This is a genomic window from Kitasatospora setae KM-6054, from assembly GCF_000269985.1.
GTDB classification, from domain to species: Bacteria; Actinomycetota; Actinomycetes; order Streptomycetales; family Streptomycetaceae; genus Kitasatospora; species Kitasatospora setae.
Genome location: NC_016109.1, coordinates 1,094,969 through 1,107,639, shown reverse-complemented (window position 1 = coordinate 1,107,639; position 12,671 = coordinate 1,094,969). Strand labels below are relative to the sequence as shown.

The following is a 12,671-nucleotide window of genomic DNA, read 5'->3' as shown; positions in this document are numbered from 1 at the left end:
ACGGTGACTGACTCGACCATCATCTACACCCACACGGACGAGGCCCCCGCCCTCGCCACGTACTCGTTCCTGCCGGTCGTCCAGGCGTACGCCGCCACCGCCGGTGTGAGCGTGGAGACCCGCGACATCTCGCTGGCCGGTCGGATCATCGCCGTCTTCCCGGAGTACCTCCAGGAGGACCAGCGCATCGCGGACGCCCTCGCCGAGCTCGGTGAGCTGGCCAAGACCCCCGGCGCCAACATCATCAAGCTGCCGAACATCTCGGCCTCGGTGCCGCAGCTCAAGGCCGCGATCGCCGAGCTGCAGGCCCAGGGCTACGCCCTGCCCGAGTACCCGGACGAGCCGCAGACCGACGAGGAGCGCGACGTCCGCGCCCGCTACGACAAGGTCAAGGGCTCCGCCGTCAACCCGGTGCTGCGCGAGGGCAACTCCGACCGCCGCGCGCCGCTGTCGGTCAAGAACTACGCCAAGACCCACCCGCACCGGATGGGCGCCTGGACGGCCGACTCCAAGACCAACGTCGCCACCATGGGCGAGAACGACTTCGCGTCCACCGAGAAGTCCGCCGTGATCGCCGCCGACGGCGCGCTGCGGATCGAGCTGGTCGCCGAGGACGGCACCGTCACCGTGCTGCGCGAGAAGGTCCCGGTGCTGGCCGGCGAGGTCGTCGACGCCTCCGTGATGCGCGCCGCCGCGCTGAACGAGTTCCTGGCCGCGCAGGTCGCCCGCGCCAAGGCCGAGGGCGTGCTGTTCTCGGTGCACCTCAAGGCCACCATGATGAAGGTCTCCGACCCGATCCTGTTCGGCCACGTGGTCCGCGCCTTCTTCCCGAAGACCTTCGCCGCGTTCGGCGCCGACCTGGCCGCCGCGGGCCTGAACCCGAACAACGGCCTCGGCGGCATCCTGGCCGGCCTGGACAAGCTCGCCAACGGCGCCGAGATCAAGGCGTCCTTCGACGCCGAGCTCGCCGACGGCCCGGCGCTGGCCATGGTCGACTCCGACAAGGGCATCACCAACCTGCACGTCCCCAGCGACGTCATCGTGGACGCCTCGATGCCGGCCATGATCCGCACCTCCGGCCACATGTGGGGCCCGGACGGCCAGGAGGCCGACACCCTCGCCGTCATCCCGGACAGCTCCTACGCGGGCGTCTACCAGGCCACCATCGACGACTGCCGCACCAACGGCGCCCTCGACCCGGCCACCATCGGCTCCGTCCCGAACGTCGGCCTGATGGCCCAGGCCGCCGAGGAGTACGGCAGCCACGACAAGACCTTCGAGATCCCCGCCGCCGGCACCGTCCGCCTGGTCGACGCGGACGGCGAGACCGTCCTGGAGCAGGCCGTCGCCCCCGGCGACATCTTCCGCGCCTGCCAGACCAAGGACCTGCCGATCCAGGACTGGGTCAAGCTGGCCGTCACCCGCGCCCGCGCCACCGGCGACCCGGCCGTGTTCTGGCTGGACGCCGAGCGCGCCCACGACGCCGTGCTGATCGAGAAGGTCAAGGCGTACCTGCCCGAGCACGACACCGAGGGCCTGGACATCCGGATCCTCACCCCGGTCGAGGCCACCAAGCTCTCGCTGGAGCGCATCCGCCGCGGCGAGAACACCATCTCGGTCACCGGCAACGTGCTGCGCGACTACCTGACCGACCTGTTCCCGATCCTGGAGCTGGGCACCAGCGCCAAGATGCTGTCGGTCGTCCCGCTGATGGCGGGCGGCGGCCTGTTCGAGACCGGCGCCGGCGGCTCCGCCCCCAAGCACGTCCAGCAGCTGGTCAAGGAGAACTACCTGCGCTGGGACTCGCTCGGCGAGTTCTTCGCGCTGGCCGCCTCCTTCGAGCACCTGGCCGCCACCACCGGCAACGCCGGCGCCCAGGTCCTCGCCGACACCCTGGACCGCGCCACCGGCACCTTCCTCAACGAGGACAAGTCGCCCTCGCGCCGCCTCGGCGGCATCGACAACCGCGGCAGCCACTTCTACCTCGCCCTGTACTGGGCCCAGGAGCTGGCCGCCCAGACCGAGGACGCCGCGCTCGCCGCCGCGTTCGCCCCGCTCGCCCAGACCCTGACCGAGCAGGAGCAGGTCATCGTCGACGAGCTGATCGCCGTCCAGGGCCAGCCCGCCGAGCTCGGCGGCTACTACCAGCCCGACCCGGCCAAGGCCGCCGCCGTGATGCGCCCGTCGAAGACCCTCAACGACGCGCTCGGCTCGCTCGCCTGACCCCTCGCCGGCCGCTGACGCCGCCGCCGGCCGCCCCCTCCCCGGGGGTGGCCGGCGGCGGCGTCCCGCGTTCCCGGCCCCTCCGGCGGCGGGGGTGGCGCTCCCCGGGCCCCGGGCGGGCGCGCACTACAGTGCACCGTATGCCGACTCCCCAGTTCATCCTGGACCTGCGCGAACACATCGGACACGACCCGCTGTGGCTGTCCGGCATCACCGCGGTGGTGGTCGAGGACGACCGGATCCTGCTCAACCGGCGCTCCGACACCGGGCGTTGGGCCCTGCTGCACGGGATCGTCGAACCCGGCGAGCAGCCCGCCGACACCGTCGTCCGCGAAGTCCGGGAGGAGACCGGCGTCACCGTCCGCCCCGAGCGGATCACCAGCGTCCTCAGCCTGCCCGCCTTCGCCTGCGCCAACGGCGACCGGGTGCAGTACCTCGACATCGCCTTCCGCTGCCGCCCGCTGGCCGGCGAGGCCGTAGTCAACGACGACGAGTCGCTCGCGGTCGCCTGGTGGCCGCTCGACGCGCTCCCGCCGCTCACCCGCAACGACACCCTGCTGCTGGAGAAGGCCCTCGCCGACGGGCCCGCGCCCTGGTTCGCCCTGGGCTGACGGCCGCCCGGAACCGCCCGGCCGCGCCCGTGAGTCGAGCCGGTCAGGAGGCTGCCATGATCCAGCACACCGCCCCGACGTTTCCGCCGGCCCGGCTCCCCGGGCGCGGACCCGGCTGGTACCGGGGCGACCCGCACGTGCACTCGACCCGCTCCGACGGGGAACTCACCCCCGCCGAGCTGGTCGCCGCGGCCCGGGCCGCCGGGCTCGACTTCCTGGCCGCCACCGAGCACAACGCTCCGATGGCCGCCGGGAGTTGGGCCGGACTGGGCGGCGACGACCTGCTGGTCCTGCTCGGCGAGGAGGTCACCACCGCCACCGGCCACTGGCTGGCCCTCGGCCTGCGCCCCGGCCGACTCGCCGACTGGACGCACCGGGTGGGCGACCCGGCCTTCGCCGAGGTGCTGCGCGGGGTGCGCGCGGAGGGCGGCCTGTGCGTCGCCGCGCACCCCCACGCGCCGTACCCCGGCGGGGAGTTGATGTACCCGCTGGAGTCCTTCGACGCCGTCGAGGTGTGGAACGGGCAGTGGTCCGGCGACCTGCCGTGGCAGGCCGACAACGAGGCCTCGCTCGCCGAGTGGGGCCGCCGCCTCGGCGCGGACACCCTGGCCGGCCGGCCGGGTTGGCAGCCCGCCGTCGGCAGCAGCGACACCCACCTGCCCGGCCGGCTCGGCACCCCGCAGACCGTCGTGCACGCCGAGGAGCTGAGCGCCCCCGCCGTCCTCGCCGCGCTCCGGGCCGGACGCAGCTGGATCGCCGAATCCGCCGCCGTACAGCTGGAGTTCACCGCCGAAGCGGCCGGCCGCAGCGCCGCCGTCGGCGAACGCCTCCGCACCGCCGGCGCCCCCGTCGAACTGGCCCTGCGCCTCTCCGGCGTCCCCGACGGCAGCACCGTCCACTTCCGCACCCGCCGCGGCCGGGCCCACCGGGCCCCGGCCGACGCGCTGCTGCGCTGGCACACGGACGCCGCGGAGAGCGGGTTCGTCCGGATCGAGGTCCGCCGCCCGGACGGGCGGCCGGCGGCGCTGACCAACCCGGTCCTGCTGGGGTAGCCGGGCCGCTACCGGGGCGGGTGGCGGACGCCGAACCACTGTTCGGCGCCGAACTCCTCGAAGCGCTCCAGCTCGGTGAAGCCGAGCCGTTCGGCGAGCCGGACGGAGGCGGTGTTGGCGGTCTGGGTGCAGAGCCCGACCGGCTCGCCGGGCCGCACGCCGGCCAGCCAGTCGAGCGCGGCGGCGCACGCCTCGGTGGCGTAGCCGCGCCCCCAGGCACGGGGGAGGAACAGGTAGCCGAGTTCGCGTTCGCCGTCCGCGGGGCGCAGGTGCTCGGGGTGCAGGCGGCCGGGACGGTCGGGGGCGCGCAGGTCGAGGGTGACGACGCCGATCAGCTCCCCGTCCAGGTCGACCGCCAGCAGGCCGGGGCGGCCCTGCGGCGCCGCGTCGAGCCTCCGCTCGAACTCCTCGCGCGGGCGCGGGCCGCCGATGTAGGTGCCGACCTCGGGGGAGGTGAACAGCTCGACGACCGCGGCCCGGTCGCCGGCGACGGGTTCGCGCAGCAGCAGCCGGGCGGTCCGGATCGGGGCCGGGGGCCAGGGCAGGGGCGTGGCCGGGGTTTCGATCATGCGCGCCAACGTACCGCGCGCGCTCGACGCGCCGTCAAGGGGCGGCCGCGGTGCGTCGCCGTCAGGGGGCGACGAGGTCGCGGCACCAGGCGACCTCGTCGGCCAGCGAGCCGTCCGCCAGGTACCGGCGGACCTGCGGGGCGTCGGGGAGCGCGGCGGCGGCCTCCGGGACGGGGACCTCGCGGAAGCCCATCCGCTGCCAGAACGCGCCCGCGTCGGTGGAGAACAGGTAGACGCGGTGGACCCCGCCGGCCGCGGCCTCGGCCAGCACGTCCTCGACCAGGCGGCGGGCGGTGCCGGTGCCGCGCCGGTCCGGGCGGACGGCGACGCTGCGCAGCAGGGCGGCCCGTCCGGACGGCTCCAGGGCGGCGCTGGCGGTCGGGCCGGCGGCGTCCCGGATCGTCCACAGCAGGGTGCCGGGCTGGTCCAGGCCGTCCGGGTCGAGGCCCTGGGCGTGCAGGAAGGCGGCGAGGTCGTCGGCGGCGGTGCGCATCGGGCGGGTTCCCTCCGGGGTGGGCGGCGGTTCGGACGCTAGCCGAGGCTTGTTGCGCACAGTGGCGCGCGGGGTATCGGGCGTGTGAAACGTCCCGTTTCGTCACCCCCTCCGCGCGGGCCGGGCCCGTCCGCGCGGGCCGGGCCCGCCGGTGTGGCGTGACGTGCCATCAGGAGGACGGGAGCGGCGGGGGCGGCGGCGGTCCGACCTCGGCCCACAGCCGCTCGCGCTGCCGCCGGTCGCGGTGCCCGAACCGGTCGGCCGTGCCGAGCACCCGGAGCACCGCGGCCGCCACCGCCGGGTCCGGGGGCTCCACGACCCGGACCGTGACCCGGTAGCCCCCGCCGGGCACCTGCTCGACCAGCGGCGGCGATCCGGTCAGCTTGTGCAGCGCGTCGCCGATCCACCGGGCCCGGGCGGCGGGCGTGTCGTCTTGGTCCACGGGACGATCCTCCCGCCCCGAGCCGGACCCGGGGCGCGAACCGGCATTTCGGCCCATCGGCCCGGTAACCCCCCTATCCTGGACAGCCGTCGGCACGGCCGCCGGCGCCCCCCCGGGGAGGGCTCAGGCCGGGCCGAGCACGATCCGTTCGACCACCTGGTCCGGGTGGGCCGCCTCGCCGTGCAGGGTGGCCGGGTGGAGGTGGCCGGCGCGGTCGAGGGTGAACAGCAGGTCGTGGCCGGGCGGGAGGGCGCCGTCGGCCGGGCGGCGCAGGATGCGGGCGCCGGCGGCGTGGCGGCGGGCCAGCTCGGGGCCGGTCAGGGCGGCGGGCAGCAGCATCGCGGCGGGCGCGTCGCCGACCACGCCGGGGCCGGACGCGGCGGCGGGCAGCCGGAACACCGGGATGCCGGGCTCCTCGTCCAGGACGGCCGCCGCGAGCGCGTTGAACTCGTCCTCGGCGGTCAGCAGGTACACCGCGGTGACGCCCTCCTGTTCGGCGCCCTCGCCGCTCGCGGTGGCGAGGAGTTCGCCGTCGGCGAGTTCCAGTCCGGCGGCGGAGATCCGGGCCCGCTGCTCGTCCCGTCCGGCCCAGAGCAGCACGTCCAGGCCGGCCGAGCGCAGCACGGTGGCCAGTTCGACCGTCCAGGGCTCGCCGCCGACCAGCAGCGGGCGGGAGCGGGCCGGGCGGGTGACCCGGAGCAGCCGGGCCACCGGGACGGCGGTCAGGCCGTACAGCGTGACGGTCAGCACGATCACCAGGAAGGTGGCCGGGAGGATCCTCTCCGCGCCGCCGATGCCGGCCGCGGCCAGCCCCGCCGAGAAGGTCGCGGCGGTGGACGCGGCGACGATGCCGCGCGGCGCCATCCAGCCGAGGAACGCCCGTTCGCCCTCGGCCAGGTCCGTGCCGGCGGTGGAGAGCGCCGCCACCACCGGCCGGACCAGCACGACCAGCACCGCGGTCAACCCCAGCGAGGGCAGCAGCACCGGCTGGACCGACGCCCAGGTCACCGTCGAGGAGATCGACACGAACAGCACGCCGACCACCAGCGACACCAGCGTCTCGAAGAACGTCCGCCGGGCCGGCAGGTCGAACGCGGGCACCGTCGCCACCACCACGCCCATCACGATCGCCGCGATCAGCCCGGTGTCCTCGCGCAGCGCGTCGCAGAGCGCCGCGACGCCCACCACCGCCGCCAACTGGGCGCTGGTGCCCAGTACTTCGCCCAGCCGCACGCGCACCAGCAGCCCCCACAGCACCGCCGCGCCGAGCAGCCCGCCGAGCAGGCCCAGGCCCACGCTGAGGACGAACTCCAGCAGGCCGAGGCCGAACGCGCGGTGCTGCTCCTCGACCAGGGCGTGGAAGACCAGCGCGCCCAGGATGCCGCCGACCGCGTCGATCAGCGAGCCCTCCCAGACCAGGATCCGCTGCACCCGCTCGGTCGGGCGGACGAAGTTCAGCAGCGGCCCGACCACCGTCGGCCCCGACACCACCAGGATCGCGCCGAGCATCGCCGCCGCCTGCCCCGACATCCCGAGCAGCGGCGCGGCCGCGAACGCGGCGGCCGGCGCCGTCACCAGGGTGCCCACCCACACCAGCCGGACCACCGCGTGCCGGGTGTGGCCGGTCAGCTTGCGCAGGTCCAGGCCGAGCCCGGCGTCGTACAGGATGACCGCGACGGCGAGCGAGACCAGCGGGGAGAAGGCCGCCCCGAGCAGCCGGTCCGGGTGGACGTCGTCGGTGACCGCGCCCGCCGCGAAGCCCACCGGCAGCAGCACGATGATCGCCGGGATGCGCAACCGGGCGGCCAGCAACTGGGAGGCGACCGCGAGTACCACGGTCAGGCCGGACCCGATCAGGATCTGCTCAGAGGTCATCCCGCCATCCCACGCCGCCGACCCGTCCCCCCGCACGCCACGCGCCCGCCGGGTCCCCCGTCCGGCCCAGCGGCACCGGGCGCCGAACGGCCGTGCGACGCGGCGAGGGCCCGGGACGTTGCACCGTCGGCCGGAAGCGGACAGCGCGGCCGGAGCGAACCGGGGCGTTCCGGCCGCAAGTGGGAAACCCCTTGGGGGCCAAGGGAGTTGACAGGTGCGGAAAAAGCGGCCGGATCGTGCACGACTGGTGACTATCCGCTCCCGTCGCCCCTACCGTACGGTCATGAATCCGAGGGGTGGGGCGGCTGAAGGCCGCGGTACGGCGGTGGTGATAGGCGGTGGCCTGGCCGGGTGCCTGGCCGCCTGGGCGCTGCACGGCGTCGCGGAGCGGATCGTGGTGGTCGAGCGCGACCGGTACCCGGACGGGGTCGGCTTCCGGGCCGGCGTGCCGCAGGCCCGGCACTGCCACCTGCTGTTGGAGGCCGGGCGGCGCACCCTGGACGAGCTGATGCCGGGCATCGTCGGCGAACTCGTCGCGGACGGCGCCAACCGGATCCTGCTCGGCGGCGTCAGCTGGCTGACCGCCGAGGGCTGGCTGGCCCGGCACCAGAGCGACCTGGCGGTGCTGATCTGCAGCCGCCCGCTGATCGACCACGCGGTGCTCAAGCGGGTCCGGGCGCTGCCGAACGTCGAGTTCCGGACCGCCACCGAGGTCACCGGCCTGCTCGGCGACGGCGGTACGGTCACCGGCGTGCGCCTGGTCGGCCGGGGCACGGGCAACCAGGGCACGGACGGCCGGGGCACGGACGGCGAACCGGAGACCGAGATCGCGGCCGAACTGGTCGTCGACGCCTCCGGGCGCCGGACCCGCGCCCCCGAGTGGCTGGCCGCGCTCGGCGTCCCCGCCGTCCCGGAGGAGCGGGTCGACGCCGGCATCTCCTACGCCACCCGGTTCTACCGGCGGCCCGCCGGCACCCCCGACGACCTGGCCTACTACCTGCAGTGCAAGGCCCCCGAGCGCGGCCGGCTCGGCCTGCTGATGCCGATCGAGGGCAACCGCTGGATGGTCGGCCTGGGCGGCATGCGCGGCTTCGAACCCTCGGTCAAGGAAGAGGAGTTCGAGGAGCAGCTCGGCGGGCTGCGCCACCCCGGCGTCGCCGAGGCGATCGTCGGCGCCGAGCCGATCGGCCCGATTCGCGGCTTCGCTCCCGGCCCGAGCGTGTGGCGGCACTACGAACGCTCCGCGCTGCGCGGCTTCCTGGCGATCGGCGACTCCTCCTGCGCCTTCAACCCGGTCTACGGCCAGGGCATGTCGGTCGCCTCGTTCTCCGCCCGGGCCCTGCGCGACGCCGCCCGCAAGCACGAGGGCATCGGCGAGGCCGTCGTCCGGGAGACCCGGCAGGCCGTCTCCGCCGCCGCCAAGGGCTCCTGGGAGCTGGCGGCCGGCGAGGACGTCCGCTTCCCGGCCACCGTCGGCGGCCCCGCCGGCCTCCCGGTCCGGCTCCAGCACCGGCTGATGGACCGGGTGCTGGCCCGCGCCGCCACCGACGGCAAGGTCGCCGACGCGTTCCTCCGGGTCGCCTCGCTGGTCGCGCCGCCCACCCTGATGTTCCGCCCGTCCGTGCTCGGCCGGGTGCTGTTCGGCCGCTGAGCGGCCGCCGACCGGGACACGCGTCGGCCGGCGGCACGCGTCGGTCGGCTGCGCGCGCCGCCCGCCGGGGGCGCCGGAGGGGCCCGGCGGCATCCGGACAACCCGGGCGGTGCCGGGCGCAAGGGGTGAAAGCGCCCCGGGCGCCCGGCACTTGAACGTGCGGGTCCGGCGATCGAAGTGCGGGGATCCGGTGACTGTGAGCGCCGCTTCCCTTACTGTACGGACATGAGTTCTAGGGGAAGCGCGGCCGCCGACCGCGGCACGGCAGTGGTGATCGGCGGCGGCCTGGCCGGGTGCCTGGCCGCCTGGGCGCTGCACGGCGTCGCGGAGCGGGTCGTGGTGGTCGAGCGCGACCGGTACCCGGACGGGGTCGACTTCCGTCCGGGCGTCCCGCAGGCCAAGCACGGCCACCTGCTGCTGGAGGCCGGCCAGCGCACCCTGGACGAACTGCTGCCCGGCGTCCTCGCCGAACTCCTCGCCGCCGGGGCCGCCCGCGTCCCGCTCGCCGGCGGCCTGCGCTGGCTCACCGCCGCCGGCTGGCTGGCCCCGTACGAGAGCGGGGGCGGGGGCGAGGGGCAGGCCGCGGGGGCGGGCGCCCTGGCGGTGCTGACCTGTAGCCGTCCGCTGATCGACCACGCGGTGCTGCGGCGGGTCCGGGCCGCGCCGAACATCGAGTTCCGGACCGGCACCGAGGTCACCGGCCTGCTCGGCGACCGGCACACGGTGACCGGCGTGCGGCTCAGCGGCCGCGGCGGGGCCGGGGCGGCGGAGACCGAGCTGTCCGCCGGCCTGGTGGTGGACGCCGCCGGGCGCTCCACCCGGGCCGCCCGCTGGCTCTCGCTGATCGGCGCCCCCGCCGTCCCGCGCGAACGGGTCGACGCCGGCGTCTCCTACGCCACCCGGTTCTACCACCGGCCCGCCGACGCCCCCGCCGACTCGGCCCTCTACCTGCAGAGCCGGGCCCCCGGGGAGGGCCGCTTCGGCGTCCTGCTGCCGGTCGAGGGCGACCGCTGGATCGTCGGCATGGGCGGCATGCGCGGCTTCGAACCCTCCATCCAGCCCGAGGAGTTCGAGAAGCAGCTCGGCCAGCTCCGCGACCCCGGCATCGCCGACGCGGTCGCCGGCGCCAAGCCCACCGGCCCGGCCCGCGGCTTCGTCCCCGGCCCGAGCGTGTGGCGGCACTACGAACGCTCCGCGCCGGCCGGCTTCCTGGCGATCGGCGACTCCTCCTGCACCTTCAACCCGGTCTACGGCCAGGGCATGACGGTCGCCTCGCTCGGCGCCCTCGCGCTGCGCGAGGCCGTCCACCGGCACGGCGACCTCGGCCCCGCCGCCGTCCGGGAGACCCGGGACGCGATCGCCGGCGTCACCCGCAACCCCTGGCAGATGGCGGTCGGCGAGGACGTCCGCTTCGCCGGCACCACCGGCGGCCCCTCCGGCTTCCAGGTCCGCCTCCAACAGCGGCTGCTGGACCGCGTCCTGGAGCGCGCCGTCACCGACGCCCGGATCGCCGAGGCCTTCCACCGGGTCGCCGCCATGGTGGAACCGCCGACCCTGCTGTTCCGTCCCTCCGTGCTGGGACCGGTCCTGTTCGGCAGCTGATCCCGCCGGCCCGCGCCGGACGCCGAACCTGCCCCGGACCCGTACCGGCGCGCCACCGCGGCGCGGCGGCCTGGGCGACGCATCCACACGGCACCTGGCAAGGGGTTGGGCAGCGAGCATGAGCGAGATCCACTTCGGCAACAACCACCGCGACCTCAGCGAACAGCACGGCACCGGCGCCGGCTTCCAGTTCGAGTTCTCCTGCGCGCGCTGCTACGACACCTGGCGCTCCGCGTTCGAGCCCTTCCGTACCGGCCAGGCCGCCGGCTGGATCAACAAGGGCGTCAGCGCCGCCTGGAGCCTGCTCGGCGGCAGCGCCTCCAACGGCCTCAGCAACGCCGCGGACGGCCTGGCCGGGGCGAGTTGGGGCAGCGGCCGGGACGCCGCCTTCCAGCGCGCCGTCGGCAACGCCCAGCAGCACTTCCACCGCTGCGCCCGCTGCACCCACCACGTCTGCGGCCGCTGCTGGAACGCCGCCCAGGGTCTCTGCCTCGGCTGCGCCCCCGACACCGCGGCCGAGGCCGCCGCGGCCCGCCAGCGCGGCCTCAACGACGCCGTCACCGAGAACGCGTACGCCCACGGCCAGTCCCGCGCCGGGCAGTTCGACGTCACCGCCGACCGCCAGCTGGTCTGTCCGCAGTGCCGCGCCGAGACCCACGGCACCGCGTTCTGCCCCGGCTGCGGCTACCGCCTCGCCCGGCCCCCGCAGTGCGGCTCCTGCCACGCCGAACTGCCCGCCGACGCCGCCTTCTGCCCGGGCTGCGGCACGCGCCGCTGACCGCGGCCCGGGACGGCCCGGACGACCGGCTGTCGGACGGGTGCTGCCCGCGACGGCGCCGGTCTGCTGGAGTGGGGCCTCCAACGGAAGATGATCAAGGGGGGCGCGAGCCGTGAACAGGAACGCAGTGGCGGGGATCGGGTACGCGGTGGCCATCGCGGGCGGGGTGCTCGCCTATCTGACCTGGGACGGCTCCCCGGTGCTGGCGGGCACCGCCGCGCTGGTCTCGCTCGCCCTGGCCGGCGCCGCGCTGGGCGTCTCGCTCTCCAAGGGCGTCCAGCAGGCGGCCGGGCGCGGCGAGGACGCGCGGGGCTGAACGCCGTCCGGCCGCGCGGCGGGCCCCGGCCCCCGCGCGGCCGGCGGGCCTCCGTGGACCGCGCCGGTCCAGGTCGCCTCCCGGTAGTGCGTGATGAGGTTGTAGCTGTCGCCGCCGCCGTGGGGGTAGGAGAAGACGACCGCGTCGCCCCGGCCCTTCGGTACCGCGTAGGAGCCCAGCACGGTGGCCTGTTCACCGGGGGCGAGCGTCTTCGGCGGGAACACCAGGTTGCCCGCCCGGTACGAGCTGATGAAGAGCAGGGCGCCGGTCGAGTCCTTCGCGGAGACGGACCCCGAGCCCGACATCGAGATGTCCGCCGGGCCGGTGTTCTCCACGATGATCTTGACGTGGACGTACGTCGCGTCCGCGGGGTTGTTGCGCAGGTCGTCCGCCTGCGGGGTGAACTCGACCAGCGGGGCCATGGTGACCTTCAGGCCGTCCTCGAAGGTGTAGGTGCCGCCGAACCGCATGTCGCGGGCCCGCTCGTCGGCGGCCTGGGCAGCCCGCTCGGCCTCCCGCGCGGCCTGGTCGGCCTCGCGCAGGGCCTTGGACGCGTCGCGTTCGGCCTCCCGCTGCTTGGCCTGCGCATCGGCCCGCGGATCGGCCGGCGGATCGGCCCGCGGCGAGCCGTCGACGAGCGTCCGCCCCGCCGCCTCCTCCCCCCGGGCCGCGGCGTGGTCCGTCGTGCCGATCGCGTACCCGGCCAGCACCAGCAGCGAGGCCCCGACGGCCAGGCCGGGCAGCAGCAGCGGCGTCCGGGCCAGCAGGCCCGGACGGGCCGGGGCGGCGGCCGCGCCGGCCCACGGCTGCGCGGCGGCCGGGGGCGCCCACGGATTGCCTGGCACCGCCCACGGGTTGGCCGCCGACGCCGGTGCGGCGGACGCGGCCGGGGCGTGCGGCGCGGCCGGTACGTGCGACGCGGCCGGGGGCGCCCACGGGTCGGCGGGCTCCGGCGCGGCGAGTTCCGGCCCGGCGAGCTGCGGGTCGGCGGGCTGCGAGTCCTCGTACGGGTCGGGGCGGATCATGCGGCACCTCGGGGTCGGCAACTGCGTTCAGCGG

Annotated in this window: 11 protein-coding genes; 6 read left to right on the top strand and 5 right to left on the bottom strand. The window is 76.0% G+C overall.

Annotated features, from left to right (window positions below; translation table 11 throughout):
- Nucleotides 1–3: 3 nt before the first annotated feature.
- The 3 genes from KSE_RS04845 to KSE_RS04835 all read left to right on the top strand — a co-directional run bounded on the left by KSE_RS04845 (nucleotide 4) and on the right by KSE_RS04835 (nucleotide 3,886).
- Nucleotides 4–2,223 (top strand): NADP-dependent isocitrate dehydrogenase, encoded by a 2,220-nt coding sequence (locus tag KSE_RS04845; RefSeq protein ID WP_014134154.1) that lies wholly within the window; start codon nucleotides 4–6, stop codon nucleotides 2,221–2,223.
- Nucleotides 2,224–2,363: 140 nt separating this feature from the next.
- The gene (locus tag KSE_RS04840) at nucleotides 2,364–2,834 is read left to right on the top strand and encodes an NUDIX hydrolase (protein WP_014134153.1); all 471 of its coding nucleotides are present in this window, start codon (nucleotides 2,364–2,366) and stop codon (nucleotides 2,832–2,834) included.
- Between the two features lie 56 nt (nucleotides 2,835–2,890).
- Nucleotides 2,891–3,886, top strand: coding sequence for a CehA/McbA family metallohydrolase (locus KSE_RS04835; RefSeq protein ID WP_014134152.1), 996 nt, complete (start codon nucleotides 2,891–2,893; stop codon nucleotides 3,884–3,886).
- An 8-nt stretch (nucleotides 3,887–3,894) separates the two neighbouring features.
- Here KSE_RS04835 and KSE_RS04830 read toward each other — a convergent pair whose 3' ends face one another.
- The 4 genes from KSE_RS04830 to KSE_RS04815 all read right to left on the bottom strand — a co-directional run bounded on the left by KSE_RS04830 (nucleotide 3,895) and on the right by KSE_RS04815 (nucleotide 7,265).
- Nucleotides 3,895–4,455 carry a GNAT family N-acetyltransferase gene (locus KSE_RS04830; protein ID WP_014134151.1) on the bottom strand — a complete coding sequence of 187 codons (561 nt, stop codon included), beginning with the start codon at nucleotides 4,453–4,455 and terminating at the stop codon, nucleotides 3,895–3,897.
- 61 nt (nucleotides 4,456–4,516) lie between these two features.
- Entirely contained in the window at nucleotides 4,517–4,948 is a 432-nt protein-coding gene (locus KSE_RS04825) for a GNAT family N-acetyltransferase (protein ID WP_014134150.1), read from the bottom strand.
- Between the two features lie 169 nt (nucleotides 4,949–5,117).
- Nucleotides 5,118–5,390 carry a hypothetical protein gene (locus KSE_RS04820; protein ID WP_014134149.1) on the bottom strand — a complete coding sequence of 91 codons (273 nt, stop codon included), beginning with the start codon at nucleotides 5,388–5,390 and terminating at the stop codon, nucleotides 5,118–5,120.
- 123 nt (nucleotides 5,391–5,513) lie between these two features.
- Nucleotides 5,514–7,265, bottom strand: coding sequence for a cation:proton antiporter (locus tag KSE_RS04815; protein ID WP_014134148.1), 1,752 nt, complete (start codon nucleotides 7,263–7,265; stop codon nucleotides 5,514–5,516).
- Between the two features lie 283 nt (nucleotides 7,266–7,548).
- Here KSE_RS04815 and KSE_RS04810 point away from each other — a divergent pair, with 283 nt between their 5' ends.
- The 3 genes from KSE_RS04810 to KSE_RS04800 all read left to right on the top strand — a co-directional run bounded on the left by KSE_RS04810 (nucleotide 7,549) and on the right by KSE_RS04800 (nucleotide 11,296).
- Nucleotides 7,549–8,916, top strand: coding sequence for an NAD(P)/FAD-dependent oxidoreductase (locus KSE_RS04810; RefSeq protein WP_014134147.1), 1,368 nt, complete (start codon nucleotides 7,549–7,551; stop codon nucleotides 8,914–8,916).
- 225 nt (nucleotides 8,917–9,141) lie between these two features.
- The gene (locus tag KSE_RS04805) at nucleotides 9,142–10,518 is read left to right on the top strand and encodes an NAD(P)/FAD-dependent oxidoreductase (RefSeq protein WP_014134146.1); all 1,377 of its coding nucleotides are present in this window, start codon (nucleotides 9,142–9,144) and stop codon (nucleotides 10,516–10,518) included.
- Between the two features lie 118 nt (nucleotides 10,519–10,636).
- Nucleotides 10,637–11,296: a double zinc ribbon domain-containing protein gene (locus KSE_RS04800; RefSeq protein ID WP_014134145.1), complete on the top strand. Its 660-nt coding sequence runs from the start codon at nucleotides 10,637–10,639 to the stop codon at nucleotides 11,294–11,296.
- 174 nt (nucleotides 11,297–11,470) lie between these two features.
- Here the strand turns inward: KSE_RS04800 and KSE_RS38125 are convergent, their stop codons facing one another.
- Complete coding sequence (locus tag KSE_RS38125; protein ID WP_014134144.1) at nucleotides 11,471–12,637, bottom strand: hypothetical protein; 1,167 nt, start codon at nucleotides 12,635–12,637, stop codon at nucleotides 11,471–11,473.
- Between the last annotated feature and the right edge of the window lie 34 nt (nucleotides 12,638–12,671).